This is a genomic window from Pleomorphochaeta sp. DL1XJH-081 (assembly GCF_049310885.1).
Lineage (GTDB): Bacteria > Spirochaetota > Spirochaetia > Sphaerochaetales > Sphaerochaetaceae > CAYZJV01.
Window position 1 is genome coordinate 66,814 of record NZ_JBMDYO010000009.1, and the last position, 25,895, is coordinate 92,708.

Below are 25,895 nucleotides of genomic sequence, written 5' to 3' on the forward strand. Positions count from 1 at the left end.
TTTCAGATAAGAGCCCTCAATCGCTCGATAGTTAGTGGTGCACTACCTTCATAATGGTTATTGACCTGGACATAGACCAATCTTCCCCCTTTCACGAGAGACTTGATGGATTGTGCGACATGGGCTAATTCCCTGTCTTGAGGATTCACTAATCGATTCCATTGTCCCCCGGTTTCTTCCTCGATTTCCTGACGATCTTCCCCATGGAGACGAATGCTGATTGTATCTCCTATGAGGGACTCATACCGGTCTATGGTCTTTGCTACATCATCCATCCAATACCCCTGAATCAAGACAGGAGTTACCTTTTTCCTTTGTAACCAAGAAAACCACTCACCATTCAGCCACTTGGGATTCCGTAACTCTATCGCATAGGGTAAAGCAGATGGGATGGAGTCGAAAAAAAACTCCAAGTCGGTCATAAATTGTTTTTGATTGGTATATATCTGCTTGTTCAGATAGCCGAATTGGAACATGAGTAATCCAATTTTCTTACGAATCGGCTGTAAAGAATCGATGAAAGATCGCATGAGATCGGGCTCCAGATAGAAAGCATTCTTTGGTTTCTCACCATGGGAATCCATGTCATGGGTCGGACGGGTGAGTGCATTTGGGCATTTTATAGTGAATCTGAACTCTTGTGGAGTCGCTGCATCGTATTGCACCACAGTCTCTTCTTTTGGAAGTCCTGCGCTGTTTTTTCCCAATGACCAAAACCACTGGTCTACTTCCACCATGTCGTATAGCTGCGCGTACTCTGCAAGGTAATCGGGAGGATTGGAAGATGAGTAAACCAGAGTTTCCCATGAAGGGTATTTCCATGAACAGGTTCCGTAGCGAACACTTCCCATACATGCAAAGTACGATGGAACACTCCAGAAGACAAGAGGGAATAAACTTACCATTTTTCTTTTGACACAGTGTAAAGCGAACGTGTACTGTATTTTTATGGCATACTTCGTGTTCCTCGTTATGATGATTTCCCTCTCTATTTGGTCTTTTTATATTACGAGAAAGGAAAAGCGTAGTTTCCGGTCTTGGGGAAGCGAAAAGTTGTTGCAGTTGCGGCTGAAGAGGGGATGGTTCCATGCATCGGAGGACAGCAATACATTTTTACAGCAACAAGCGTTGAGAAATGAAGAACCATTCGTATTTCCCACTCCATTAAAAATACTTGCCATAGTAGAGCAAAAGACTATCGCTGGGATTGAATGTGTGATCTTGCATGAACGTGAAATTTCCAGTAAGAAACAGATTCTTTATCTCCATGGAGGTGCGTATGTTGAACATCCTATCATTCCCCATTGGCTATTTCTCGATAGGATAAACAATGTGGTGAAGGGTACCATTGTAGTTCCCATATATCCGAAGGCTCCCGTTCATACCGTGTTGGAATCGTTCGATCGTATGGTAGCTATATATCTATCTCTATTGGAAAAATCCGATCCATCTCAAATCATTTTGATGGGAGATTCTGCGGGAGGGGGATTTGCTCTAGCGGTAGCCCAACAGCTTCTTCTGCAAGGTACGGTTCTTCCAAAGGATGTCATTCTCATCTCTCCATGGCTCGATATAACGTTGAAGAATGCTGCTATCGATGCAATTGAGTCTAAGGATCCAATGTTGAGCAGGCAACATCTGAAGGTAATGGGGAAGGCTTGGGTTGGTGAAATCGATCCTACAGATTGGCGCGTCAGTCCTATAAATGGACCATTGAAGGGGTTGGGGCAACTATCGGTATTTATCGGAACCCATGAAATATTCCTTCCCGATGTCTATAAGCTTAAAATGCTCTGTAGGAGACTGGGAGTTGGTATTCAGGTATTTGCATATCCGAAAATGAATCATGATTTCCCGCTTTTTCCAATTCCTGAGGCGAGGAAAGCACAACGGGAAATCGTTGAAATTATCAACAGGGCGTAGCTTCGGGATTAGGCCTTTTCGTAATGGCCTTCGACATATTTGAGCACGTCGCCTACTTTGGAATCTTCGGGAATGTCTTCAAAAGGAATATTCACTTGTCGATCATCACTTGCCATGCAAACAGCGAAGTCCTCTTCGAAACGTTCAATCGTATACAACCTGTTCATACATCCTCCTAGTGGGTGTAACTCCTATGAGATACCGATTTTTGGGAAGGAGGGACGGCTCCATGCATCAAAGTTGTACCCGTCGAGAGGCGGGTGCAGTAGTTGTTGGTCTTGGTGGTAATCGCTGTTGCCATCAGGCCTCCTTAATATAGTATGCTTTACATTCCGGGCACTGTCAAATAGATATTCCCGTATTGCTTTATGTCGTTTGATGCCTTATCATGAGCGTTTATGGATGGATTTCTCCTATGATTGACGTTCGGATTCACTCAAGTAGACACCTTGAGACAAAGATTACCTATCCCATTCCTGAACACGCTCCGTATGAGCGTGATGTGAATTATTATATCTTCACACCCGCTCAACTGCATGTCTCTTCTGATTTCATATCCGATGAAGCAATGCTTCGTAAATTCCAAGCCCATGCCCGCTACTCCTCTCCCGAAATTACCTTGGATGAGTTGCTCGATAGGGAAAATAAGACCAGTCCCCTGGTGCTTTTAGAGGAATATACCCAATTGCGGATTGCCGGTAAGAACGATATTTCAGATACTATTTTTATCCATGAATTGCAGACTTTGTCCAATTCATTCCGGCATGAATCACAAATGATCCTTAATGAATGCAGGGAATTGGCAAAGGAACCTCAACTGGATGAGTTGCGTGGTCTATTGAGGGATTGGTGTAGGGAGACCGAAGAGGCTATTGAACGATTCCGTTCATTGCTTACTGAGATACGGATCTACTATCCGACAGGGAACAGGATGGTCACTGCATTCGAATGGGCAGATGAAGCTATCAGTCTCGTGGTGGAGAGTTCCAGTTTGGAAATGTATCTATCGTTGGAGTCTTTGTTTGGAGAGTTGCAGGATTCAGCATTTTCTCTATTGCGAAGAAGCCGCTTTGAACTCAGCTATCGTAGGGGAGAACACTATGAATCGGTGGTAAGCAAGGATAACCGTTATTCTTCCGAAGCGGTCGCCTATCGTTCTGGAGTGCTCAAGAAATGGACTCAATCGGTGCTCTACCTTACCCCAGTACTTTCAAAGGCTCCGAAGCGGGTCTCAGGAATCTTAGCAGGAACTGCCGCTGCCATAGCAATGTCGTTCGCAACTTTGGCGGCAATCTTTGCGGAGACTTTTTTTCTCAAGAACAGTATGCAATGGGCGTTACTGGTCATTGTTGCCTATGTATTCAAAGATCGGATCAAAGAGGGCCTGCGTGCATTCTTCTCAAGGGTTGTTCCCCGGCTGCTAGCCGACCAAATCTATGCATTCGTGAGTCCCAGAACAGGAAAGCGGCTTAGCCGAATGAAGGTTGTCATGAGGATCGGTAAAGCATCCCAAATGCCCCAATTTATTCAGGAGAAAAGATTGGAGGATGGTAATCCTTTCCAAGACATGCTTCCTGAGGACGATGTAGTCCACTTTACCCGATATGTAAAGGTTTTCAAGACAGAGAAGGACCGGAATATCGGACCATGGATCAACGCCATCACAGTGATCACCAGAATTCGAATCGATGATTGGCTGAAGGAGATGGATGATCCTAGCGACGTGGTCTATGTATCTTCCTCAGAAGGAGATTTGGAACAACAGAACAGTGATCGAGTGTACCACCTCCATCTGGTGATAACAGAGGCCTCAAAAAAGAAGGCAATAGAGGATATTCACCACTATCGCCTCATCTTGAATAAGAAGGGAATACTCCGCATGGAGACTATACAACGTTAGATCAGCCTGCTAGGTCCAACTCCGCTGCAACCGTTCTCATTCCTTCAATGGTTAACTGGATAACTGTAGCGACCTCCATGTTGATCATCTGCGCACCTTTGGTAATGAGTTCACGGTCCACACCAACACTGAATCCCTTGGTCTTCCACTTCTTCTTCACCGACTTCACCTCAAGGTCCATCAAACTTCGAGACGGGCGCATCAATGCGGTAGCTGTCACGAGTCCAGTCAGTTCATCGATTGTGAATAATACCTTCTCCATAGGATGCTCAGGTTCAACATCGCTACAGAGGGTCCATCCATGTGAGACTACTGCGTGGATGATATCCTCCGATACTCCCGCTGCAGAGAGTAGCTCAGGAGCTTTCTTGCAATGTTCGTCGGGATACTGCTCATAATCAATATCATGTAACAGCCCAACGATTCCCCAATAGTCGGGATCGTATCCCAACTCTTGTGCAAAACGCCGCATGACAGCCTCCACGGCTAGTGCATGTCGATAGAGGCTCTCCGATGTATTGTACTTCCTATATAATGCTACTGCTTCATCTCTTGTCATGTGAAACTCCTCATAGGTCAATTTGTACCATCTTGAGCAATTAACAGCAAGATAGTGGTAAAACTTTCCAATCCCTCTTTATCACCGCTTGCGTATGTGATATGATTATTAACGGTAAAAGCACCGTTGTAGAGCGGTGTATCCCTACTACCAAGGAGGAAGCTATGTCTACTACAGACGATGGCGGGAGTTTACGCTATCGCCCATCAAAGCAAACCGAATCAGCGCTCCTCCCGAACCGATACCGATCTTTAGCCTAACAAGTCTGGCTGATGGTTCCTGAGGAGATCCAGGAGGAACCATGATTACTATAAGAAACAACATTGCTAGCCGAATTCCAGGTGACAACTCTGAAAAGGGTGGGTACACCTGGGTCGACGCCCGTGAGATAACTCGGGATGATATCACAGAATTGCAGGAAGACTATTCAATAGATCCTGAACTGCTAGCCGATATCATGGACTTGGATGAACAGTCGCGTATCGAAAAAGAGGATGACTACGTAGCTCTTATTGTCCGTTTACCAGCCTTTGCCGACGATAGCCACGGTATAAACCAATATTGCGTCCCTCTCGGAATTGTCATGAAGGGTGATCTGATCATTACGATCTGCCAAAGCGACAGTGTAATATTAGAGGACTTTGCAAGGAATCGTTTCCGCCAGTACCCAGTACAGACGAGAGAGGGTTTTGTGATTAGCCTGATGGGTAGGGCTGCCATGGTATTCATTCGCTTGCTGAAATACCTGAATAGACAAAAGGGTCTGATCGAAGAGGAATTGCACCGGTCCGTCAGGAATGATGAACTGATACAATTGCTCTCCATCCAGAAATCCCTCGTATATTTCACTACAAGTCTCACAACCAACGAAATCTTGTTAGAAAAATTACAGAAGTCGATGTATTTTAAACTCAACTCAGAAGAGGAACGGGAGTTTCTCGAAGATATCATCATCGATAACAAACAGGCCATTGAAATGGCGAATATCTACTCCTCGATCCTTACCGGAACTATGGATGCATTCGCATCGGTTATCTCGAACAACCTCAGTATCATCATGAGGAGACTTACGGTCATCTCGATTGCCTTCATGTTTCCTACATTCCTTGTCGGATACTATGGAATGAATGTGGATTTGCCTTTCCAAGCCAACCCCTTCATCATGTTCTGGATAATTGGAATCAGCCTATTCGCCGGATTGTTCAGTACCTACATCCTCAGTGATAGAAGATCGAGGAAGATGATGGAGCGGAGGATTGAGGTGGAGCGTAAGCGTCGCGAAAGGAGACGGAGAATCAACCGTCGGAAGGGGCTTGTGAAAGAGAGCTGACCGGAGGCACACGTTTTTCCAAACGTTTTTGCACAATAAGTGTCACAACCATAGCAACCGGAAAGAGAGTTCCTACCAACATGCCTGTACGAAGTGGGGAAAGAGTTGAACCTATTGGGGTGAGATCGGCAACTAGCCCCAGCAACCAAGGTCCTACGGCAGCGCCAGTATCTCCTCCAGCAGCCAGAATTGCGAACATGGATGCCCCTGCCAAAGGGAAACGGTGGGCAGCGCTCGTAATGGAACCTGGCCAGAGTAAAGATACGCCTAATCCTGCAGCTGAACATGCAATCAATGAAATAATCGGTATGGGTGACAATGCAGCTACCAGATAGCAGATCGAGGCGAAGAGAGATCCCCATACCATGACATGCCAAACATCGATCTTTTTCCCATACATCCCATATAACATCCTACCGATTCCCAAGAAACCTGCGAATAGACATAGCCCTAACAGGTCGCCCACTCGTTTAGATAACCCGAGGGTTGTTTCGGCGTAGGCACTGGTCCACTGTGACATCGATACTTCTGCAGCCCCACCGAGTGCAATACCCAAAACGACGAAAATGAAGAATGGGGTAGATGTGAGAACCTTCGTATTGGTCCGATGTTCATGAGGGACTTGGGGCGCGAGCGGGACCCGAAGGAAATTGAAGAAATTCAAGAGCGGTACGATAGACCATATAATGAATAACATTGGCCAATTGTCGCTGCCGAATAGAGTCAGCATAAGGGATGTGAGTACCACGACAACTATAAAGCCCCATGCATAGAACGAATGGAGCAGGCTCATAGCCGCAGCTTTGGCATCTGTAGGAACAGATTGTACGATTGCACTGAGTAACAATTCTAATAATCCTCCTCCACTGGAGAATACAATCGTCGCAAGCATGAAGCCTGCATAGGGATGATTCGAGAAAATCCGCTGGGAGAATGCGAATAGAATAAACCCTAGGAATACAACGAAATGACCAGCTGTGATGAACGGTCTAACTCCATATTTGTCGACCGGTTTGCTGAAGGCCAAATCTACGATTATCTGAGTGAAGAAATTGATAAGGACCAATCGACCGACTTGCTCGAATGACAGGTTGAAGGTATCCATGAGGATTACGAACAGCAAAGGGGATAGGTTGGTGACCAAAGCCCCTACGAAGTTGCCGATATAACATGCGCGGATGGTCGATTTGTACATGAAGGCGAGTATATACCTACGTGACGGAATGTGTAAACATGGGTATACTCGAGTTATGGTTAAGAAGGATGCGACACATAAGGCAATTCTATTCGATCTTGATGGTACTCTAGTAAATACCATTGGAGATATCGCTTTTTCAATCAATACTGTATTGGCAGAGACTGGAGCACCACCGATCGATGACAGTACATGCAAACGGTATGTGGGAAAGGGGCTGCGAAATGCACTCTCATTGGCGTTGTATGAGGCTTCGGTACCATTTGATGACGCACTATTGGATTCCTATTATAAATTGCTCATGGATACCTATAGGGCACATCCTCACGATAAGGCAATCCTTTATCCAGGAATCGGTCAGTTGTTGGAGAAATCTGTTGCGGCCGGCTTCAAGCTCGGGGTACTATCGAATAAAGAGGATTCACTGGTCAGGAAGATTGTTAATGCCTTACTCGGGGGTGTCCCTTTCATGACGGTGCGGGGAGCTACTGATGACATTCCCCTGAAGCCAGAGCCTACCTCGGCAATCTTGTTTTCCAAGATAGCGGAGTGTGCAGTTGACGAAGTTTTGTTCATTGGAGATAGCGAGGTGGATTTTCATACTGCGAAAGCTGCCAGAATGCGTCCTGCAGTAGTAACGTGGGGGTTCCGGGATCGCTTTGAACTTGCATCAAACGGTTGCGATCCGCTTTTCGATACGATTGATGAATTAGAGACGGAGGTGTTTCCATGGCAATGACCGAACAAGAGAGGGCGTTAATTTACAAGAAAGCAGAGGATTATATCCAAGCTGAGACGGAATTACAGTTCAAGAAAGAGGTTATGGCTGCATTGGATGAACATGCGGATGAAGATCTTTATGATCGTTTCTATACGGCCTTGGCCTTCGGAACCGCCGGTATGCGTGGTGTAATTGGAGGTGGTACCAACCGGATAAACCCATTCATGATTCGGAAGGTAACCCAAGGGCTCGCCGACTACCTGATCTCACAGATAGCTCTTCCTTCCGTCGTGATTGCTTTCGATTCCCGAAACTATTCGCAACTGTTTGCCAAACAGGCTGCGCTTACGCTTTGTGCTAATGGGGTAAAGGTCTACCTGTACGATGAATTGCACCCTGTGCCGATGCTTTCTTTTGCTTTGAGATACTTGCATGCCAATGCAGGTATCGTAATCACCGCTAGTCATAATCCAGCGAAATACAATGGATACAAGGTATATTGGTCCGACGGTGGCCAGGTTACTCCTCCCCATGATGTAGGAATAGCAAAACGTGTTGCCTCGGTAGAAGTCGGAGAGATCAGAAGCATGAGCCTCAATGAGGCCAAATCAGCCCATTTACTGTCACCGGTCCCCGATTCAGTTGATGAAGCCTACTATTCGATGGTTGTTGATAGTCTGTCCCGATCAGAACTCTTGTCCTCAAGCTCGGTGAAGGTGGCCTATACTCCGTTGCATGGAGCAGGAAATATTCCTGTCCGTACTATCTTGGCCAAAATGGGTGTACATTGTGAGGTTGTCGAACAACAGGAACAACCCGATGGTGATTTCCCGACAGTATCCATGCCGAATCCCGAAGATCCCCAAGCTATGCGGTTAGCAATTGAGTTGGGAATCAAGACGAAGGCAGATATAATATTGGGTACCGATCCGGATGCCGACCGGTTAGGGATCGCAATTCCCTCCAAAGAAGATAAATCTAGTTATCAACTCCTCACCGGAAACCAGATTGCGGCTTTGTTGTGCGATTATTTGCTGACTACTTGGAAGAATCGTGCCCAGAAGGATGGTAGACAACCATTAGTGGTCAAGTCAATCGTTACGACCGATCTCGTACGAGCCATGACAGAAAAACATGGCGGGGAATGTGTGGATGTCTTGACAGGATTTAAGTATATCGCAGAAAAGATAGCAAGTTTGGAGTCCTCAGATGAACAATTTTTCTTATTCGGCTGTGAGGAAAGTTTCGGATATCTCTCAGTTCCCCATGTTCGGGACAAAGATGCCGTTTCAACCGCTGTCCTTGCGGTTGAGATGATGAGTTACTTGGCTTCCCAAGGACTGACATTGCAACAACGATTGGAAGAGATTTACCAAGAGTATGGCTATTATACAGAGTCGGTGCTCTCTTTCACCTATGAAGGAAGTTCTGGCATCCAGAAGATGGCCGATATCATGAAGCAATTTAGAAGCTTTACGGTAGGTACGAAATTCGCTGGTTATACCATCTCTGACGTCGTGGACTTACTCCATGATAAGACTCTAGGACTTCCCCCTTCGGATGTCATTATACTGCGTTTCGCTTCTGGAGAAAAATTGGTCGTGAGGCCGTCAGGTACAGAACCGAAAATCAAATATTATCTGTTTTTCCACACATCCGCTGGGGAACGACAAGCTTTCCAGGCCTCTTTGCAGGATCGGATAGCAAGATTCAAGTCGGAATTATAAGGAATTGTTTCCATGCATGCATGTTTTATTATCCGTAGAAGTAAAGGAGAACCACTTTATCTGACCCCATTCGTAGATCCCAAGAGAGCTGGGTCATGGGATCCCGATGAAGAGATACGTTGGCATGCCTCTACAGGTTTGACCGCACATGAAAAGGATGATGCCCTCTTCACTCTCTATACACAAATTGACAGAGGAGTAGACCGTTGGATCCAGGACGCTCGTTATCTTCCTCGACTGCTGATTTCTGCGGGCGTATTTCTGGTCGTATATTTTTTCTTCTCCCTTGCAGTCCGTGATCCCTTGCCGATGATTGATGAATTAGTGATTGCTTCTGGGTTGGCGGTCGGTACTGCAATCTGGCTATCGAGAAGAGACAAGAAGAGTGAGATGGCTATGAAACGGCGGTTGGAACAAAAACAGAATGCATCGCGTTCCGATTTCGTTATTGAGGAGGGAATATCCGTATATGAAGACTACCTTGATACGTGTTCCTACCTCGATACCTTAGATTTGGCCGATCGTCTCGCTCTGGTGGGAGATGATGGACCATTACCAGAACTTACACTTCAAGAATTACAGGATGCCCCTTGGATAAAGCAATTACATGGCGTTCTATTGACTCATATGCAACTAAGGAACAAACTTCTATTCTCTACCTATAAGCAAGTTATGGAATTGCATAAAGTTTCTGGTGGTTCGGAAGCCTTGAGTGCGAGACTGGTCAAGCTGGCTATGAGGGGAGACTTGGACCTCCCACTATTGGCTCTTTTGGTAGCGATTTCGAAGTAGAATCCAACCAATGGTAGTCAATAGTATGTGTATACTGTCTACCGTCTCTTTTCCTTTCTACCTCTCGTCTTCTCTCTCGTGATTCTATTAGCAGGTTTATTGTGTAGTTTCACGTTGGACTATATTCCTCTAATAGTTGTGGCTGTGGTATGTATTTGGGCAGCACAAATTATCATATTTTCGAATTCTCTTCCGTGGTATTTTGTACTCCGTATCCTTTTCGTGTTGATAATCTATGTATTGACTTGGCTACAAGTCATACTCGTCTATCGAGCTAATTCATTGGAGATCCCTTTTCCATCAGAATCCATAACAGCGATACGTGCAGTAGTAAGGTTTGATTCAACTAAAAGCGAGAATGGCAATACGGTAGTAGATGTCTTGCTTGAACAGGCTTCCAACAGGAGAGGAGATTTCGGAGCAGCCGGAGGATCGCTCTTGGTTGTTTCTCCAGAGAATACCCTGTTCCTTTTCGGACAACATCTCGATGTTTTTGGAGAACTGGTCATGTATGAAGATACATGGTTCTTCTTTGCACAAGAAAGTGAGATTATTCCAAACAAGCATAGATTCGTGGAGCTCTATCACCGTACAAGAATGAGGATACTCAGCGTTATGAGAGTAAGGTTGGATCGATTACCTCGGCAGGTAACTTCATTATCGGAGGCCTTGCTGTTGGGTAGATTCGATACGTGGTCACCGCTTCGTAAGATGACTACCGAAAGCGGGTGTGCCCATGTCGTGGCTCTATCGGGAATGCATCTACAGGCTATCATAGGCATGCTGTCTCTGTTGCTCTCTAAGATAGTTAAGAAACGGAATATCTGCTTCTTTACGTTACCCCTCGCATGTATCTATGTCGCTATAGTAGGCAACAAACCCTCCTTAATCAGGGCACTTACCATGGTGGTCCTGCCGCATTTCCATAAGCGTATAGAGACCAAATATGCCTTAGCTAATGTTGTCGTTCTCCATGCTTGGGTGGCACCACAGACACTTATTTCTCCCGGTTCTGCACTCTCTTACGGTGCGATAACCTCAATTCTTTACGTAAGTCCGGCCATTGCTCAGTCTATTTCTACCATCATGCCAAAAAAACTAGCCCAACTGGTTGCGACAACCTTGAGCGCTACACTGTGTACTGCTCCCATCTCGTTAGTATTGTTCGGATCTTGGTATGGAATAGGAGTGCTTTTGTCCCCATTCCTTGCCCCTGTAGCTTTGCTGTTCTTGGGAGTCACCTTCCTTTGGCTTCTCATACCATGTGTTCCTCTTATGATATTGGCACAATTGATGGTGGATCTGTTTACCAAGATTGTAACATGGGGAAGTTCTTGGAGTCTGGAACATACCCAATTCAGTACCAATCTCGCTTGGCTATGGAGCGTAGTATCGTTGTTGACTGTCGTTGGTTTTCTCCAGTATGCTAACCGAATCGCTCGAAGAAGGAGTTACCGAAAGCATGATATGGGATTTTTCCTACGATTCCCCCCAAGCAATAATCCAACTACTTGAAAGATATGGCTTTGCCATGTCAAAGAAATTTGGACAGAATTTTCTCATATCGCCATCTGCCCGTCAGAGGATAATTGATTCATTGCGATTGCAAGAGTCGCAGCGGGTATGGGAGATCGGTCCCGGTATAGGAGCCCTCACTGTCGGCTTGCTTGAAAGCAATGCTCATGTGACAGCTTTTGAAATCGATCATGGGTTCTGTACTATTTTACGTGAAGAGGCATTCGTCGAAATCTCCAATTTTTCCCTAGTTGAGGGTGATGTCCTCAAGACATGGCCTGAAGTATACCAAAATGAGGGTTGCCCGGATGTAATTTGTGGTAATCTTCCCTACAACGTTGGTTCTATCTGCATTGCCCGTTTCCTTGAGAAACAATGCCTTTCCGAGCGGATGGTATATACGTTGCAGAAGGAGGTCGGGGATCGCTTGTCTGCAAAGCCTGGTTCCAAGCTCTGGTCAACATTGTCTATACTCGCCCAAATCGACTACGAAGTTTCACCAGTGTGTACGATAAAGGGGGGGGCTTTCTTTCCGCCTCCCAATGTCGATTCTGTGGTCATACAGATGCAAAAGAGGGCGAATCCCTTGGTTCCCGTGCAGAGTCGGACGCTATTTCTCCAAGTGGTGAATGATTTGTTCACTCAGAGGAGAAAAACCGTGAGGAATAATCTGCTCAGAGGTAAATCGGGTTCCATGTTCACCCGTGAGATGTTATTTGATTCATTGGAAAAGGCAGGAATCCCTGAGAGTGAGAGGGCTGAAAACCTCGATTTCCCGGCTCTCCTCTCTTTGGTGAAGGCCTTGTCCACTGTCTAATCACGCCAGGCGTGTATCCAAGTGCCCTTTCTATAGCGATAGTAGTTCAACAATCCACGGACTACCAAATCGGCGACCATGCATCCCCAAGCGGCTTCAAGTCCAATACCGAATCCTAGGATTAAAATAGCTGCCGGACCTAGGCGGACTAACCACATACCGATAAGACTATTGATGAAGGGCCATTTAGTATCTCCACCACCACGGAGGATCCCTCCGATTACAATGCTCATTGCGAAGAATGGTTGGGCGAATGCCTCTATTCGAAGAACTTTGGAGCCCAGATTGATTACGGCAATATCGGGGGTGAAAAATCCCATGAGTTCCTTGGAAAATATAAACATGAGTAACCCGGTACCTGTCATAAGCATGATACCCCATCTGAGACATCGTTTAGCGAAGTCGAGCGCCATATCCTGTTTTTGAGCTCCTAAGGATTGAGCTACTAGGGTAGTGGCAGCCATGGAGAAGCCACTTACAGGCATATAGGTGATCGATTCTGCTGTGATGGCAAGATGATGGGCTGCGAGAGATACTGTTCCGATTCTTGTAACCAGAATTGTAAGGACGATCTGGCCTATAGATAGTGTTGCGCGTTCCAATGCAAGAGGCGTACCCAATCTAAATACCTGTCTCATTACTATCCAATCGACTCGCCAGGAAACACCTTTAAAAGGAGTCTTGAGGGGGGAATCCTTGAAAATGAGTACACCAAATAAGATAAGCGCACTAAGAACTGTAGCCCCTGCAGTAGCGATAGCCGCTCCCTCTACACCAAGGCCGGCACCCACCATCGTAAAATCAATGCCAAAGACGGTAATTTCACGACTGGGGAATATGAGAAGAAAATTACCTATAATATTGGTGATATTGGTAATGATATTACTTATAAGTGGAGTGCGGGTGTCACCGCTGCTTCTGATAAGATTTGCCATGAACATGAAAAGGATCATGAATGGATATGCCATGGCTATGTAGCCCATATAATTACCCGCTATCGGGGCTACCTGTTCTTCCACCCCGATCCAGATGGGAAGACGGGGTGCTATACTTCTCATGACCGTTGTGACAAGGATTGATAGTCCGATAATTGCAAGAAGAGATTGGCGTACCGTATGGTGTACACTTTCTTTTTGTCCAGCTCCAATCTGTCGTGCGGCAAGAACAGCGAAGGCTGCACCAAAAGCATACATCATTCCATTGACAAGCCATATTGTGGAACTATTCGCCGCAACTGCAGCAGTGGCTACTGCTCCCAACGATCCAACCATCGCTGAGTCGACATATTGGACCATCGTCTGGAAACTCTGGTCTAGGATTACCGGCCAAGCAAGCATCCATATGGTGCCCGCTGGAGAGCGTGAGGAATCTATAAGGGATCTATTCGGTCGAGTAGCCATGGTGCATACCTTTCATTCAACTAGAGATCTGTTACAGATCACAACTGAAGAGCTTACATAAAGAATGCGGCACCTTCAAGAAAAGATGCCGCATTGCATCAAAATATTCTAATCTTAGGCTCCAGCTTGGGCAAGGGTTATTGCACTGGTGACGACAATATCTTCTATGCTACAACCTCTGGAGAGATCGCTTACCGGTTTGGCGAATCCTTGTAGGATAGGACCGTATGCCTCAGCTCCTGCAAGCCTCTGGACCAATTTGTAGCCGATGTTTCCAGCCTGGAGATCGGGGAAAATCAGGACATTGGCTTTCCCCGCGACAGTAGACCCGGGAGCTTTACTTTTTCCAACCGATTCAATGATCGCTGCATCTAACTGCAATTCTCCATCGGCTTGAATATCGGGGCGTTTCTCCTTCAGTAGAGAGAGTGCTGTCGTAACCTTGTCTACAAGAGGTCCTTTGGCACTGCCTTTGGTGGAATAGGAGAGCAGAGCAACCACCGGCTCCGCTCCTAGGTAGGTTTTACACGATTCAGCGGAAGCTTCGGCGATCTCAGCAAGTTGTTCCGCTGTCGGCTCCGGTATTGTCGCACAATCGCTGAAAATGAATGAGCCACCTGCTCCGAGATCCTTCTTATCTGTCGCCATGACAAAACAGGAAGAAGCACTTTTGATTCCTGGTTTCGTCTTTATGATCTGGAATGATGCGAGCAAAACATTTCCCGTAGTATTTTCTGCTCCAGCCACCATGGCATCGGCAATTCCCAATCGAACCATCATAGCTCCAAAACGGAGTTCGTTGGCTATCAATTCATAAGCCTCTTCTTCGGTCATTCCCTTATGCTTTCTCAACTGGAAGTATTCATTGGCAAATTGTTTTCGCAGATCGGAGACCTGTGGATCTACAATAGTGATTCCCTCAAGCGACACCTTGGCTTCCTTCGCGGTCTTTTCGACCTTCTCAGGCTCTCCTATCAGTGTCACTTTGGATGCCAGACGTTCGTCTACGATGCGACGGGCAGCTGCCACAGTTCTCGGCTCAGTTCCTTCTGGCAATACAAGTCTCTTCTGCAATTGCATAGCCTTGGCTTTCATAGTTTCTGCGAATTTCATGATTATCTCCTGCTTTGGAATCTAATTTTCCCCCTAAGGATACCACAACAGGAACTTCAGTTGAATACCTACCATACAAGTTCTCTTGCGATTGTCTGGAAGATCCTATTTGTGGTACGATGCGCGCATGAATATCGGAATATACGGGTTAGGCCGTTTTGGAACCTTCTGGGCTACTGAGCTGTCGAAGCACACACCAATCAAAGCATTCAATCGTTCCCCACTGGAACGGATACCCGAGGGTGTCCAGCTTGTCGACCGGGATGAACTTTTTACATGCGATGCCATTATTCTCTGTGTCTCCATTTCATCGTTTGCCCAGGTAGTTGCATCCATCGCACCCTTCGTACACCCAGGAACCTTGGTAATGGACACTTGTTCTGTGAAGGTCTATCCCGCCAAAGTCATGCAGGAACTGTTACCGCAAGATGCCCAGATCATCGCAACACATCCGATGTTCGGTCCCGATTCGGGAAAGAACGGTATTGCTGGTCTTCCTCTGGTATATTCGCCACTACGTTGTTCTTCTGCTCAGGACTCCTTCTGGAAGGAGCTTTTCGGGGTTATGGGTCTCAAAGTCCTTTCAATGGATTGTGAAGAACATGACCGTCAAGCTGCCTATTCACAGGGAGTTACCCACTTCGTTGGGAGAGTTCTTGATGAGTTGCACTTGGCTCCGACAGAATTGGCAACCACCGGGTACCGGAGGTTGTTGTCAATCGTCGAGCAGACATGCAATGACCCGATCCAGTTGTTCTATGACCTACAGAGGTTCAATCCCTATGCACACGACATGAGGGTACGTTTGAACGATGCCTTGGATACCGTGTTGCAGGTACTTGATGAACACGATACAAATTTTTCGGAGTTGCCACATTCATGAGAGTCTTGATATATACGTTGGGTTGTAAATTAAACCAGTGTGAAAGCGAAGCGATAGCTGATGCTTTTATTCATGAAGGTTTTACGGTAGTGCCTTCCCATGAAACTGCCGATCTTTGCATTGTAAATACCTGTACAGTAACAGGTAAAGCGGAACAAAAAGCCCGTAGGATGATCCGTAAATATGCTCATGAAGAACATCGACCAGTAGTGCTGGTGACGGGATGCTATGCCCAGATGGAGCGTGAGTTGATACAAGAATTATCAGACAGGGTGGTAGTTGTCTCCCTTGATGAAAAGCCTTCACTTTTGACGCTTCCGAATATGTTGGCCAATTCTTTGGTCGCAGATATCGATCTTCTTGATGCAGTTAAACACTTTGTGAAGTCACCGAAGGTAAACGGAGATGCAAAGTCGCCCAGTCCATTCGATTACGATGCGGCCACTTTCTCTTTCCATAGCCGGGCCTTTTTGAAGATCCAGGATGGATGTGATAATGCTTGTGCCTACTGCAGGGTTACGATTGCTCGAGGTGATTCGGTGAGCTTGGACACTGAAGAGGTCGTAAGGCGTGCTGTTGCTTTGGAACAAGATGGCTTTTCAGAAATTGTTCTTACTGGTGTGAATATCAGTGCCTACAAAAGTGGTGATACCGATCTAGGAGGCCTGTTGAAGATTCTTTTAGATAGACTGGGAGATTCTATCAGAATCCGTCTGAGCTCATTGGAACCCGATAAGCTTGACACCTCCTTAGTCCGCATTTTCGCTGACAGAAGAATACAACCACATTTCCATATCCCCATACAATCGGCCTCCGATTCTGTGATCAAGGGGGTGGGGCGTCATTATGATGTTTCACAATTGAGCGCAGCCATCTCCTTATTGCGTGAAGTGAAGGACGATCCGTTCATTGCTGCCGATGTCATAACCGGTTTACCGGGAGAAGACGAACAAGAGTTTCTCAATAGCATGCGTTTCCTCAAAGAACATGATATCAGCCAGATGCATGTTTTTCCATTTTCCCCGCGACCCCAAACAGCCCTATTTCAGGCAAAAGACCGGGTTCCTGAATATATTCGTGATGAGCGGGCGAAGAAATTGCGGGAACTCTCGACTATCCACCTGAGACGATACATGGATCGGCAGATCGGTAAAGAATTTGAACTAATTGTGGAGGAACGTCGTTCTGGATTATGGTCAGGTCTTACGGGAAATTATCTTAAGCTCATGGTGAAGGATGTTCCCGAAACCGTACAGCGGGGGGATAGAATAACTGTACGGCTTGAACGGGATCAAAAGACACTCATACCTATCGGCAGATTTGTTTAGTTCTCTAAACTCCACTATAGGCATTGAATCCGCCATCGACCGGTATGACAACACCGGTAACGAAGCCAGATGCCTCACTGTCGATCAGATATTCCACTGTCCCAAGAAGATCCTTGGGGACACCGAAACGACCCATAGGAGTACTACCGATGATTTTCTTCGAACGTGGAGTGTAATTACCTTCATCGTCGAAAAGAAGAGCCTTGTTCTGCTCAGTGGCAAAGAATCCGGGGGCGAGTGCGTTGACTCTGATTCCTACATGCGAGAAGTGCACGGCCAACCACTCGGTTAGATTATTCACTGCTGCCTTTGCAGCGGAATAACCCAATACCTTTGTCAATGGATGGTATGAAGACATGGAAGAGACGTTCAGGACACAACAGCCATCGCGACCTACCATATCAGAAACAAATTCTTGTGTAGGAAGGAATGTTCCTATGAAGTTGAGATTGAATACCCCTTGTACTGCGTCTTGGGTAAGATTGAAGAATGAACGTATTTCCTCATCAATATCCAATTCGTGGTATTCGACTGCAGTAATAGCTTCACTCTGGTTCCCACCTGCTCCATTTATAAGGATATCGCATGGTCCAAGATCTTTCTTCACCTGCTCATGTACGCTTTTTAGAGTAGCCTTATCCAGTACATCGACCTGGTAGGGTTTCGCAATATATCCTGCCAATGTGAGCTCTTCGGCGATTTTTTCGACTTTGGAAAAGGTCCTGTTCAGCAATGCGACCTTCCCCCCCAATGAAGCGATATGGCGTGCAAACTCGCTACAGAGTACGCCTCCCGCTCCAGTAATTACAACTGTTTTTCCTTTGATACTGTTGTCCATCAAGATCCTCCTTGGGTCATTGTGCTCGTATAATATCAATTTTTTTTGCTATACAGAAGGGGAAGCGGCTACAATATCCTTGCTTTTCAAAGCAAAGGTGGCTATTCTTTAACAAAAGGTGAGGAATTATGGAAGAAAAAAATGATACCGATCTAGAAGTGAAAGAGAAAGGGTTCATGCCAGACTCCTTGAATATGGTGCAGATTGAACGACGGTATGAATTGGAACAGGAATTGTTGCATGCAGTCAAATGGGGGAATCCCTACAAGGTTGAAGACCTTCTCGACATGCGGCGCAAATTATTCCCCGATTCGGTATGCTGTGGGAAAGATTCAGCCACCGAAGCCTTACGTTGTTGCAAAGATGAGTTGATTGCATTGAACGCATTGTGCCGTTTCTCCGCCAGACAAGGAGGTGTGCAACCACTGTATCTCCATAGCCTAGCCAACAAGTATAGTCTGATGATTGAGAATGCAGTATCGGTCACCTATCTGAATGATGTGTTATATCCCCAGATTGCCATCGACTATGCAAATGCGGTACTTGAGTTCTCCATCAATAGCTATAGTCCGATGATCAAGAAGATTGTCACCTACCTTACTGTCCATCTTACCGAGGATGTACGCATTGAACAGTTAGGAAAAATGCACAATACCCACATTTCCCACATATCACGGAAATTCAAGAAGGAGACGGGAATGTCGATTCCCGCATACGTAAGCAAACAACGCATCGGATTGGCGAAACTGTATTTTGAAGATGGCAAGACCTCCATTAAGGAGATATCGGAGCTATTGGGTTTCAACGACAGCAACTACTTCAGCAAGGTGTTCAAGAGATATGCGGGAATGACTCCATCGGAATATATCGGCTCCATCCACGAGCGATAGGATTCCTATTCTTGGGAAGATGAGTGCGCATCGCACGTTTTTCTGGGCACACCGCGGGGAGAGAGTTCCCGCATGATACTCTTTGGTTCCTCATTCTGGACCAGCGTATTGGCAGGCACGTCATGCCTGATCCAGGAGTTTGAACCAACAATCGTATTCTCTCCGATGGTTATATCTCCCAATAACGTCGCATTTGCGTAGACTGTTACCCGATCTTTCAATGTGGGGTGTCTTTTAGCTCCACGGATGAGCGCACCACATGCGTCCTTTGGGAAACTGAGAGCTCCAAGTGTTACTCCCTGGTATATCTTCACTTGGTTTCCGATTACAGTTGTCTCACCGATAACTACGCCAGTTCCATGGTCAATGAAGAGGCAACGCCCTATAGTCGCACCTGGATGGATATCGATTCCGGTCTGTTTATGGACTGTCTCACTTATCATCCTTGGGACGAGAGGCGCATTTTCCCTGTAGAGAAAGTGGGCGATCCTGTGGAGCGTGAGAGCGCGAATACTTGGGTATGAGATAATCGTTTCTTGGATGGATGTCGCAGCGGGATCCCCTTCGAATGCGCTTTGGGCATCCTCTTTCATCATAGTCCTCAGTGATGGTAATGCTTCAAATAGCTTAAGAACCGTCGTATGGGCAAGATCCTTATAGGGGTCGGTATCGCTATCGGGCAAACTGAATGGATTCTCATGATACCAGGCAGCAAACAGCTGTTTCTCGAGATTCTCCCCGATTCGGTTGAGTAGGGTAGCGATCACTTCTCTGATACAATCTTGGGATAGGACCCTCCTACCACTTCTTCCAGGAAACAGCAATTCCATAAACTCTTCAACTATCCGCTCAATCTCGGTCATAGAGGGAATTGGTCTGAAGCTAATGAAACTCGATTGTCCATACCTTTCGAAACTATCCAAATAGGAGTCCAGGTACTGGTCGTACGTGTTCTTACTGTCTTCCATTGAGGGGAAACCTCCCAAAAAAATTCTGGCCAAACAATACACCAACGCAATGGTTTGCTCAAGGCAGGTGCTTCCACTTGAAGTGGATGTCCAATTTTCCGTATAGTGGCCATGATGTCGTTTCAACGAAAAATATGGAGAATATCATTATGATGCGAAAGGTGAGGGATACATGGAGAGCACTCGTTGTGCAAGAACTAAAATCTTATGCAATGGAATTGTTCGGTAGCGATGAAGCCGTGGAGCTTGCAGGAGAACTGGCTGTTCAGAGACCGCCGAAGCCAGAACTTGGTGATATTGCATTCCCACTGTTCATGTATGCGAAACTCTTCAGGACAGCTCCCCAGAAGCTTGCCGAGATCCTGCGTGAACGTCTCTCCAATCGCAGCGATATACCCGAAGGCGAGTTACTTGTCGCCGGTCCCTATCTCAATGTACGGGTCGATATTACCCGTTTCACAGAGACCGTATTGGATGCAGTGGTAAAGGAGGGCGATTCCTATGGTTCCTCCGATACCCTTGCGGGCAAACGGATTATGGTGGAATTTAGCTGTCCCAATACCAATAAGCCCTTACACTTAGGACATTTGCGTAATGATTCAATAGGAGAGAGTATCTCCGCTATACTCAAGGCTAATGGTGCCGAAGTCAGGAAAGTTAACCTGATAAACAATCGTGGTGTCCATATCTGCAAGTCCATGCTAGCTTACCAGAAATTCGGGAATGGAGAGACTCCTGAGAGTTCGGGTATGAAAGGTGATCATCTGGTGGGGAAATACTACGTCCAGTTCGCCCAGTGGGAAAAAGAAGATCCCAGTGCCACCAGTCAAGCCCAGCAAATGCTACAAAAATGGGAAGAAGGAGATCCCGAAGTACTCGCTCTATGGAATACCATGAACCGATGGACGCTCGATGGTGTAGGGGAAACCTATGCCAAGACCGGAGTTTCGTTCGATCATTATTATTATGAGAGCGACACCTACATGCTGGGAAAGGACCGCGTACTCGATGGATTGGATAAAGGTGTCTTCTACCGTGAGGAAGATGGCTCAGTATGGATAGATCTGGCCGATATTCAATTGGATAAGAAGGTCTTGTTGAGAAAGGATGGTACTTCGCTATACCTTACTCAGGATATAGGTACAGCCATTTCCAGACACGATGACTGGCCTTTCGATTCTCTCATCTATGTGGTAGCTAGTGAGCAAACATACCATTTCAAGGTCCTTTTCTACGTTTTGGAAAAATTGGGATATCCGTGGGCAAAAGATCTGCATCATCTCGCCTATGGCATGGTGAACCTTCCCGAAGGAAAAATGAAAAGTAGGGAAGGTACGGTTGTGGATGCTGATGATCTGTTCAAGCAGCTGTCTACCCTTGCGATTTCTGAAATACGGGAGAAAGGTCGTGAGGACGTCGTTGGCGATGTCACTGCAACTGGAGAGGCTATTGCACTCGGGGCTTTGAACTACTTCCTCCTTCAGACCAACCCAATGAAGGATATGGTTTTCAATCCAGCTGAATCCATCTCGTTTAGTGGGAACACGGGTCCTTATCTGCAATACATGGGTGCCCGTATCAGCAGTATGATGCGTAAATTTACAGAGGTAGCTGCAAATTATGAAGAAATACCGTTCGATGGTGGGCTCCTCTCATTGCAAGATGAACGGGAATTAGTTAAGCTAGTTGCACGTTACGGTGAGGTCGTGGAAGAGGCTGGAAGAACGCTCAATCCCTCTGCGATAACTTCCTACTTGTATGAATTGTCCCGCTTGTTCAGCAAGTACTATCATGATCATCCCGTATTGAAAGCCCCGTCGGCACCGTTGGTGAAAGCGCGGGTAGCATTGGTTTCCATGGTTCTCCAAGTATTCCGAAACGCATATGCGTTAGTCGGAATTCCTTTCTTGGAATCCATGTAGGACCGTATTCGCAGGTCTTGTCATAATCGGAACGTTATGGTATAAGTGAGCCTGCACATTTTAGAGTAAGGATGTATACACATGTACGCACTGGTAGAGATTCTTGGCAAGCAGTACAAGGCGCAAGAAGGCGCAACATTAAAAGTCGATAAGATCGATATGGAATCTGGCAAAGAGCTGGAGTTCGATACAGTAGTCGCTATCGCAGACGGAGAAAAGTCCGTTTTTGGAACCCCTTATGTAAAGGGTGCTAAAATCGTGGCTACCTTGGGCGATGTCGTCAAGGGCGATAAGATCAAAGTCTTCAAGTTCCATCGCAGAAAGGGTTACCGAAGAACACAAGGCCATCGCCAGAAGTATTCGATGCTCACAATCAAAGAGATTAAGGCATAAGGAGATAGGCAATGGCTCATAAGAAAGGTGGCGGTAGCTCAAAAAACGGTCGTGATTCCAATTCGCAACGTCTTGGAGTCAAAAGATTCGGCGGACAGTCAGTCAAAGCCGGAGAAATTATCGTGCGCCAGCACGGCAATAAATTCCATGCGGGCGAGAATGTCGGTTGTGGAAAGGATTTTACCCTTTTCGCAAAGGCAACTGGAGAAGTAATTTTCCATACTCGCAATAACCGCAAATATGTTCGGATTCAGGCAGCTGAATAGGAACAGGCGGTAACGCCAGAGACGGTACATGTTTGGATTTTCAGATGAGACTTATATAGACGTTGCCTCCGGAAACGGGGGCAACGGTTGTGTTTCCTTCCGCCGGGAAAAATATATACCCAAAGGCGGTCCGGATGGGGGAGACGGCGGTCGCGGAGGCGACGTTGTCTTTGTAGTTCGGGAAAATCTGCGTACCCTCGCACACTTGAAACAAATCAGGACATTCAGAGCAGAAAATGGTCGTAATGGTATGGGAGCTCGTTGTTTTGGCAGGGATGGAAACGATATAGAGATTCCAGTCCCCCCCGGTACCGTTATCAAAGATGCCCAAACGGGAGATATCATCAAAGACTTGACTGGAGAAGAGCGTTGGGTCTTTCTCAAGGGCGGCCGAGGTGGTCAGGGGAATTGGCATTTCAAGAGCTCTACCCGGCAAACACCGCGCTTTGCCCAGCCGGGCGAAAAAGGTGTTGAAATACGTATTGGTGTCGAATTGCTGGTTATTGCGGATATCGGATTTGTAGGATTTCCCAATGCAGGTAAATCTTCCCTCCTGAACAATCTCACCAATGCCAGGACTAAGGTTGCTGGGTATCCTTTTACCACAAAAATTCCTCAGTTGGGTATGTTTAGGTATGATAATTTCGATATTGTCTTGGCTGATATTCCTGGGATAATCGAGGGAGCTAGCCAAGGTGCAGGAATGGGTTTCAAATTTTTGAGACACATATCAAGGACTGTCGGACTGGCTTTCATGATTGACCTTACCGATGAACGTTTTCTCACTGCTTATGATACCTTATGTGACGAATTACGTTCCTATGCACCCGAATTGTTGGAAAAATCGCAAGTGGTTATCGGTACCAAAATCGATGAGCCCGAGGCTGCCGATAATCTTGATAAGCTTCGGTCGGAGAAACCGGGTTTGACGGTGATTGGGTTGTCCAATATTACCGGAGAGGGTCTTGAAGAGGTAAAACAAGCATTTATCCATCTTGTTGGAAAAGCGAACAAGCCTAAAGAGGATGGATTTTCCACTGTTGTGGATACCGAGGCCGAATATCGCGAGGAACCATGAAGACTGCAGTAATCGGAGGGACTTTCGATCCTGTGCACTTAGGGCACTTGCATCTGCTGCATTCCCTAGTCGAACTAACCGATTACGAACGTGTATTGCTCATTCCTGTTGCCAACCCTCCTCATAAAAGACACGAATCGTCGGTTTCTACGGAAAACCGCATTACTATGCTCCATCTAGCTCTAGACCAATATTATGAAATCTATCCTACCGATCGGAAGGTCGAAGTTCTCGTCGAATTGTGTGAAATCGAACGAGGAGGAACCTCCTTCATGTTTGATACGGTCGAGGAATTGTATAAGAAGTATGATGTAGATGGTAAGATCGGCATGGTAATAGGTGATGATCTCCTCTCAGGATTGAGAAGATGGTATCGGTTCGATGAGTTGCGCCATGCAGTGGAATTCATTGTATGCAGAAGAGCTCGAGTCAGACCCCAGCAGCTCTTGCCGCCGGGAGTCGAGGGTCGTTTTCTGGAAAATCCAGTCATGGAGGACTCATCCACCCATATCAGAAAGTTGTTATTAGAAGGAGAATCTACATTCGAGGAACTTGCTTCACTCCTTCCAAAATCTGTCGTACAATACATACAGGATTATGGACTCTACACACATTGAGCAATATGTCTTAAGCCGCATAAGTTCACGTAGGTACGCTCATTGTCTATCTACCGCAATCGAGATGCAACGGTTGATACAACGCTTTTCCCCTGACTATCAAGATTTGGAAGGTGCCTATATAGCCGGTATCTGGCATGATATTGCACGGGAATGGAATGACAGCTTTCTCCTCCAATATTGCCTCAAACACGCAATTATCATGGAAAGTGAAGAGTATCGCCACCCCATGTTGCTTCATGGGGCTGTAGCGGCTCATTTGCTCTCCGTACGGTTAGCATCCGTACCTGAGACATGGAAAAGTGCAATCCGATGGCATACTATTGGATCACCAGCTATGGGTATCCTTGGTGCTATTCTCTATATTGCCGACTATATGGAACCATTGAGGACCCATCTGGAAGAGGGCGAGAGAGATACATTGCTTCAATGTGATACTTTGGAACAAATTTGTCTCAGTGTTGTCCACCGACATCTTTTGCACCTTGAAAGCAAAGGCAAGACCCATGCCGTAAGCACGATGGATTTGTTGGATTTTCTTGAACAGGGTGGAGTCTTTGTATGAAGATAAGAAGGATGTCCTTCATTGTCATCTTGCTCATGATATGTTTTTTCTTCGTTTCGTGTGGGCAAGAACCCGATTTTTCTATATGGTATGGAAGTTCTGACCGCAATGGAATCATGATCGCTATAGAAAAGGATTTCAGTGCTGTTGTTGTAGCCACTATTCCTTTGGAAATCATACAAGGATACCAGCGGGTACTTGCTGATACCGGGAAACAATCCGATACGTTGGGAGCTGTACAACATCTATTCGGTCGTAAAGGAGACCATTTCTTCACCGGTACTGCTCAACAATGGGATCGGTTGGCAAGTGTTCTGATGGATTTTGAAGACATAGTTTACGAAGGGGTACGGCCATCGGTTGAAGCTTTTGCGAGGTTAGTGATTGCCCACGCTGGACCCTTGAGCAAATCGGACGCTATCGGTACACTTGGGGCTCTTGCGAGTGTAGAAACCGATCTCAAGGATATTGAGAGAGTACTTAAAGGACTTGAGGAAAGCAAGCCACGCGTCCGGATATACGATACAGGTCGATTTCTTGTACAGGGTATGTCCGCCGATAGAATGCGCACCTATATGAACCAATGGACTGAGCTGGTTTTACATGAAGTGAAACAAAACAGAGGAGTAGAAATACATGATTGAAGAAAAGACAAAACTACTGGCAGCCGATATTGCCAAATTTGTCACCGACAACAAGGGAATCGATCCGGTTGTGATTGATGTCTCCGAACATTCGGGATGGTCCGATATATTTATTGTAGCAACGGTAAATAGTCTTGGTCATCTCAAAGGAATCACCAAGGAACTTTGGGGCTACCTCGCTGATAGGGATGTCCATGTGATCAACAGACACAAGAGTGTCGGTGGTGATGGATGGGAATTGATCGATTGTGGGAATATCGTTATCCATCTCATGAGCGCCGAACTACGGGAATTCTATGCTCTCGAAAAACTCTGGCATGCCGGAGAGAAGCTCGATTTTCTAGAACTGGTCAAATCAGGAAAGAAAGCCTAGTACTCCCATTAAAAAAAAAAAATAGAGACGCCGCATCTTAGGATTCGATGGCGTCTCTTTTTTGGCTCAGTGAGTTTTTCTGGGGTTGGGGGGGAAGAGCAGGTGAAATAGATATGGAAATGGCAGGTCCAATCCTGT

At 46.2% G+C, this 25,895-nt stretch carries 28 protein-coding genes; 19 read left to right on the plus strand and 9 right to left on the minus strand.

The features are described from left to right. Positions 1 to 2 precede the first annotated feature (2 nt). Positions 3 to 851 (minus strand): DUF72 domain-containing protein, encoded by an 849-nt coding sequence (locus ACODJP_RS12205; protein WP_422481887.1) that lies wholly within the window; start codon positions 849 to 851, stop codon positions 3 to 5. A gap of 97 nt (positions 852 to 948) precedes the next feature. Here ACODJP_RS12205 and ACODJP_RS12210 point away from each other — a divergent pair, with 97 nt between their 5' ends. Further along, a complete protein-coding gene (locus ACODJP_RS12210; protein ID WP_422481889.1) occupies positions 949 to 1,923 on the plus strand; it encodes an alpha/beta hydrolase fold domain-containing protein in 975 nt (324 codons plus the stop codon). An 8-nt stretch (positions 1,924 to 1,931) separates the two neighbouring features. Here the strand turns inward: ACODJP_RS12210 and ACODJP_RS12215 are convergent, their stop codons facing one another. Next, the gene (locus ACODJP_RS12215) at positions 1,932 to 2,090 is read right to left on the minus strand and encodes a DUF3006 domain-containing protein (RefSeq protein WP_422481891.1); all 159 of its coding nucleotides are present in this window, start codon (positions 2,088 to 2,090) and stop codon (positions 1,932 to 1,934) included. An 8-nt stretch (positions 2,091 to 2,098) separates the two neighbouring features. After that, on the minus strand, positions 2,099 to 2,224 hold the full coding sequence (locus ACODJP_RS12220; protein ID WP_422481893.1) for a hypothetical protein: 126 nt from the start codon (positions 2,222 to 2,224) through the stop codon (positions 2,099 to 2,101). Positions 2,225 to 2,338: 114 nt separating this feature from the next. Between ACODJP_RS12220 and ACODJP_RS12225 the strand changes: the two genes are divergently transcribed. Further along, on the plus strand, positions 2,339 to 3,823 hold the full coding sequence (locus ACODJP_RS12225) for a hypothetical protein (RefSeq protein WP_422481895.1): 1,485 nt from the start codon (positions 2,339 to 2,341) through the stop codon (positions 3,821 to 3,823). A gap of 1 nt (position 3,824) precedes the next feature. On the opposite strand, the gene ACODJP_RS12230 is transcribed toward ACODJP_RS12225, so the two are convergent. Further along, positions 3,825 to 4,382, minus strand: a complete 558-nt coding sequence (locus ACODJP_RS12230) for an HDIG domain-containing metalloprotein (protein WP_422481897.1) — start codon at positions 4,380 to 4,382, stop codon at positions 3,825 to 3,827. A 301-nt stretch (positions 4,383 to 4,683) separates the two neighbouring features. Here ACODJP_RS12230 and ACODJP_RS12235 point away from each other — a divergent pair, with 301 nt between their 5' ends. Further along, the gene (locus tag ACODJP_RS12235; protein ID WP_422481899.1) at positions 4,684 to 5,712 is read left to right on the plus strand and encodes a magnesium transporter CorA family protein; all 1,029 of its coding nucleotides are present in this window, start codon (positions 4,684 to 4,686) and stop codon (positions 5,710 to 5,712) included. Here the strand turns inward: ACODJP_RS12235 and ACODJP_RS12240 are convergent. Further along, entirely contained in the window at positions 5,678 to 6,907 is a 1,230-nt protein-coding gene (locus ACODJP_RS12240) for an MFS transporter (RefSeq protein ID WP_422481901.1), read from the minus strand. The genes ACODJP_RS12235 and ACODJP_RS12240 overlap by 35 nt on opposite strands. A gap of 55 nt (positions 6,908 to 6,962) precedes the next feature. On the opposite strand from ACODJP_RS12240, the gene ACODJP_RS12245 reads away from it, so the two are divergent. From ACODJP_RS12245 to rsmA, 5 genes are all read left to right on the plus strand, one after another. Continuing rightward, positions 6,963 to 7,646 (plus strand): HAD family hydrolase, encoded by a 684-nt coding sequence (locus ACODJP_RS12245; protein ID WP_422481903.1) that lies wholly within the window; start codon positions 6,963 to 6,965, stop codon positions 7,644 to 7,646. Then, positions 7,637 to 9,355, plus strand: coding sequence for a phospho-sugar mutase (locus ACODJP_RS12250; protein ID WP_422481905.1), 1,719 nt, complete (start codon positions 7,637 to 7,639; stop codon positions 9,353 to 9,355). Before ACODJP_RS12245 ends, ACODJP_RS12250 begins: the two co-directional genes overlap by 10 nt. Positions 9,356 to 9,367: 12 nt before the next feature. Further along, positions 9,368 to 10,147: a hypothetical protein gene (locus ACODJP_RS12255; RefSeq protein WP_422481907.1), complete on the plus strand. Its 780-nt coding sequence runs from the start codon at positions 9,368 to 9,370 to the stop codon at positions 10,145 to 10,147. A gap of 225 nt (positions 10,148 to 10,372) precedes the next feature. Further along, positions 10,373 to 11,662, plus strand: coding sequence for a ComEC/Rec2 family competence protein (locus tag ACODJP_RS12260; RefSeq protein ID WP_422481909.1), 1,290 nt, complete (start codon positions 10,373 to 10,375; stop codon positions 11,660 to 11,662). Between the two features lie 16 nt (positions 11,663 to 11,678). Then, positions 11,679 to 12,479 (plus strand): 16S rRNA (adenine(1518)-N(6)/adenine(1519)-N(6))-dimethyltransferase RsmA, encoded by an 801-nt coding sequence (gene rsmA, locus ACODJP_RS12265; protein ID WP_422481911.1) that lies wholly within the window; start codon positions 11,679 to 11,681, stop codon positions 12,477 to 12,479. Here the strand turns inward: rsmA and ACODJP_RS12270 are convergent. Both ACODJP_RS12270 and pta read right to left on the minus strand, forming a co-directional pair. Next, positions 12,476 to 13,879 (minus strand): MATE family efflux transporter, encoded by a 1,404-nt coding sequence (locus ACODJP_RS12270; RefSeq protein ID WP_422481913.1) that lies wholly within the window; start codon positions 13,877 to 13,879, stop codon positions 12,476 to 12,478. The two genes, rsmA and ACODJP_RS12270, sit on opposite strands and share 4 nt — an antisense overlap. 114 nt (positions 13,880 to 13,993) lie before the next feature. Further along, positions 13,994 to 14,992 carry a phosphate acetyltransferase gene (gene pta, locus ACODJP_RS12275; RefSeq protein ID WP_422481915.1) on the minus strand — a complete coding sequence of 333 codons (999 nt, stop codon included), beginning with the start codon at positions 14,990 to 14,992 and terminating at the stop codon, positions 13,994 to 13,996. 127 nt (positions 14,993 to 15,119) lie between these two features. Here pta and ACODJP_RS12280 point away from each other — a divergent pair, with 127 nt between their 5' ends. Both ACODJP_RS12280 and mtaB read left to right on the plus strand, forming a co-directional pair. Further along, entirely contained in the window at positions 15,120 to 15,875 is a 756-nt protein-coding gene (locus ACODJP_RS12280) for a prephenate dehydrogenase/arogenate dehydrogenase family protein (protein WP_422481917.1), read from the plus strand. Next, on the plus strand, positions 15,872 to 17,203 hold the full coding sequence (mtaB, locus tag ACODJP_RS12285) for a tRNA (N(6)-L-threonylcarbamoyladenosine(37)-C(2))-methylthiotransferase MtaB (RefSeq protein WP_422481919.1): 1,332 nt from the start codon (positions 15,872 to 15,874) through the stop codon (positions 17,201 to 17,203). The genes ACODJP_RS12280 and mtaB overlap by 4 nt, the downstream gene beginning before the upstream one ends. Positions 17,204 to 17,207: 4 nt before the next feature. Here mtaB and ACODJP_RS12290 read toward each other — a convergent pair whose 3' ends face one another. Continuing rightward, positions 17,208 to 18,041, minus strand: coding sequence for an SDR family oxidoreductase (locus ACODJP_RS12290; protein ID WP_422481921.1), 834 nt, complete (start codon positions 18,039 to 18,041; stop codon positions 17,208 to 17,210). A gap of 128 nt (positions 18,042 to 18,169) precedes the next feature. Here ACODJP_RS12290 and ACODJP_RS12295 point away from each other — a divergent pair, with 128 nt between their 5' ends. After that, a complete protein-coding gene (locus tag ACODJP_RS12295) occupies positions 18,170 to 18,931 on the plus strand; it encodes a helix-turn-helix transcriptional regulator (RefSeq protein WP_422481923.1) in 762 nt (253 codons plus the stop codon). 5 nt (positions 18,932 to 18,936) lie between these two features. Here the strand turns inward: ACODJP_RS12295 and epsC are convergent, their stop codons facing one another. After that, complete coding sequence (gene epsC, locus ACODJP_RS12300; protein WP_422481925.1) at positions 18,937 to 19,899, minus strand: serine O-acetyltransferase EpsC; 963 nt, start codon at positions 19,897 to 19,899, stop codon at positions 18,937 to 18,939. A gap of 152 nt (positions 19,900 to 20,051) precedes the next feature. Here epsC and argS point away from each other — a divergent pair, with 152 nt between their 5' ends. The 8 genes from argS (at position 20,052) to rsfS (ending at position 25,757) form a co-directional block, all read left to right on the plus strand. Next, on the plus strand, positions 20,052 to 21,821 hold the full coding sequence (argS, locus tag ACODJP_RS12305; RefSeq protein ID WP_422481947.1) for an arginine--tRNA ligase: 1,770 nt from the start codon (positions 20,052 to 20,054) through the stop codon (positions 21,819 to 21,821). An 81-nt stretch (positions 21,822 to 21,902) separates the two neighbouring features. Beyond that, positions 21,903 to 22,214 carry a 50S ribosomal protein L21 gene (rplU, locus tag ACODJP_RS12310; protein ID WP_422481929.1) on the plus strand — a complete coding sequence of 104 codons (312 nt, stop codon included), beginning with the start codon at positions 21,903 to 21,905 and terminating at the stop codon, positions 22,212 to 22,214. A gap of 11 nt (positions 22,215 to 22,225) precedes the next feature. After that, the gene (gene rpmA / locus ACODJP_RS12315) at positions 22,226 to 22,480 is read left to right on the plus strand and encodes a 50S ribosomal protein L27 (RefSeq protein WP_422481931.1); all 255 of its coding nucleotides are present in this window, start codon (positions 22,226 to 22,228) and stop codon (positions 22,478 to 22,480) included. A gap of 28 nt (positions 22,481 to 22,508) precedes the next feature. Beyond that, the gene (obgE, locus tag ACODJP_RS12320) at positions 22,509 to 23,558 is read left to right on the plus strand and encodes a GTPase ObgE (protein WP_422481933.1); all 1,050 of its coding nucleotides are present in this window, start codon (positions 22,509 to 22,511) and stop codon (positions 23,556 to 23,558) included. After that, positions 23,555 to 24,175 (plus strand): nicotinate (nicotinamide) nucleotide adenylyltransferase, encoded by a 621-nt coding sequence (gene nadD, locus ACODJP_RS12325; RefSeq protein ID WP_422481935.1) that lies wholly within the window; start codon positions 23,555 to 23,557, stop codon positions 24,173 to 24,175. Before obgE ends, nadD begins: the two co-directional genes overlap by 4 nt. After that, on the plus strand, positions 24,156 to 24,740 hold the full coding sequence (locus tag ACODJP_RS12330) for an HD domain-containing protein (RefSeq protein WP_422481937.1): 585 nt from the start codon (positions 24,156 to 24,158) through the stop codon (positions 24,738 to 24,740). Before nadD ends, ACODJP_RS12330 begins: the two co-directional genes overlap by 20 nt. Continuing rightward, positions 24,737 to 25,384, plus strand: coding sequence for a hypothetical protein (locus tag ACODJP_RS12335; RefSeq protein ID WP_422481939.1), 648 nt, complete (start codon positions 24,737 to 24,739; stop codon positions 25,382 to 25,384). Before ACODJP_RS12330 ends, ACODJP_RS12335 begins: the two co-directional genes overlap by 4 nt. After that, positions 25,377 to 25,757: a ribosome silencing factor gene (rsfS, locus tag ACODJP_RS12340; RefSeq protein WP_422481941.1), complete on the plus strand. Its 381-nt coding sequence runs from the start codon at positions 25,377 to 25,379 to the stop codon at positions 25,755 to 25,757. The genes ACODJP_RS12335 and rsfS overlap by 8 nt, the downstream gene beginning before the upstream one ends. The last annotated feature ends 138 nt before the right edge of the window (positions 25,758 to 25,895 follow it).

Coding starts and splice junctions, on each gene's coding strand:
- ACODJP_RS12205 (WP_422481887.1), bottom strand. CDS start 851: ATGGGAAGTGTTCGCTACGGAACCTGTTCATGGAAATACCCTTCATGG.
- ACODJP_RS12210 (WP_422481889.1), top strand. CDS start 949: ATGGCATACTTCGTGTTCCTCGTTATGATGATTTCCCTCTCTATTTGG.
- ACODJP_RS12215 (WP_422481891.1), bottom strand. CDS start 2,090: ATGAACAGGTTGTATACGATTGAACGTTTCGAAGAGGACTTCGCTGTT.
- ACODJP_RS12220 (WP_422481893.1), bottom strand. CDS start 2,224: ATGGCAACAGCGATTACCACCAAGACCAACAACTACTGCACCCGCCTC.
- ACODJP_RS12225 (WP_422481895.1), top strand. CDS start 2,339: ATGATTGACGTTCGGATTCACTCAAGTAGACACCTTGAGACAAAGATT.
- ACODJP_RS12230 (WP_422481897.1), bottom strand. CDS start 4,382: ATGACAAGAGATGAAGCAGTAGCATTATATAGGAAGTACAATACATCG.
- ACODJP_RS12235 (WP_422481899.1), top strand. CDS start 4,684: ATGATTACTATAAGAAACAACATTGCTAGCCGAATTCCAGGTGACAAC.
- ACODJP_RS12240 (WP_422481901.1), bottom strand. CDS start 6,907: ATGTACAAATCGACCATCCGCGCATGTTATATCGGCAACTTCGTAGGG.
- ACODJP_RS12245 (WP_422481903.1), top strand. CDS start 6,963: ATGGTTAAGAAGGATGCGACACATAAGGCAATTCTATTCGATCTTGAT.
- ACODJP_RS12250 (WP_422481905.1), top strand. CDS start 7,637: ATGGCAATGACCGAACAAGAGAGGGCGTTAATTTACAAGAAAGCAGAG.
- ACODJP_RS12255 (WP_422481907.1), top strand. CDS start 9,368: ATGCATGCATGTTTTATTATCCGTAGAAGTAAAGGAGAACCACTTTAT.
- rsmA (WP_422481911.1), top strand. CDS start 11,679: ATGTCAAAGAAATTTGGACAGAATTTTCTCATATCGCCATCTGCCCGT.
- ACODJP_RS12270 (WP_422481913.1), bottom strand. CDS start 13,879: ATGGCTACTCGACCGAATAGATCCCTTATAGATTCCTCACGCTCTCCA.
- pta (WP_422481915.1), bottom strand. CDS start 14,992: ATGAAATTCGCAGAAACTATGAAAGCCAAGGCTATGCAATTGCAGAAG.
- ACODJP_RS12280 (WP_422481917.1), top strand. CDS start 15,120: ATGAATATCGGAATATACGGGTTAGGCCGTTTTGGAACCTTCTGGGCT.
- mtaB (WP_422481919.1), top strand. CDS start 15,872: ATGAGAGTCTTGATATATACGTTGGGTTGTAAATTAAACCAGTGTGAA.
- ACODJP_RS12290 (WP_422481921.1), bottom strand. CDS start 18,041: ATGGACAACAGTATCAAAGGAAAAACAGTTGTAATTACTGGAGCGGGA.
- ACODJP_RS12295 (WP_422481923.1), top strand. CDS start 18,170: ATGGAAGAAAAAAATGATACCGATCTAGAAGTGAAAGAGAAAGGGTTC.
- epsC (WP_422481925.1), bottom strand. CDS start 19,899: ATGGAAGACAGTAAGAACACGTACGACCAGTACCTGGACTCCTATTTG.
- argS (WP_422481947.1), top strand. CDS start 20,052: ATGCGAAAGGTGAGGGATACATGGAGAGCACTCGTTGTGCAAGAACTA.
- rplU (WP_422481929.1), top strand. CDS start 21,903: ATGTACGCACTGGTAGAGATTCTTGGCAAGCAGTACAAGGCGCAAGAA.
- rpmA (WP_422481931.1), top strand. CDS start 22,226: ATGGCTCATAAGAAAGGTGGCGGTAGCTCAAAAAACGGTCGTGATTCC.
- obgE (WP_422481933.1), top strand. CDS start 22,509: ATGTTTGGATTTTCAGATGAGACTTATATAGACGTTGCCTCCGGAAAC.
- nadD (WP_422481935.1), top strand. CDS start 23,555: ATGAAGACTGCAGTAATCGGAGGGACTTTCGATCCTGTGCACTTAGGG.
- ACODJP_RS12330 (WP_422481937.1), top strand. CDS start 24,156: ATGGACTCTACACACATTGAGCAATATGTCTTAAGCCGCATAAGTTCA.
- ACODJP_RS12335 (WP_422481939.1), top strand. CDS start 24,737: ATGAAGATAAGAAGGATGTCCTTCATTGTCATCTTGCTCATGATATGT.
- rsfS (WP_422481941.1), top strand. CDS start 25,377: ATGATTGAAGAAAAGACAAAACTACTGGCAGCCGATATTGCCAAATTT.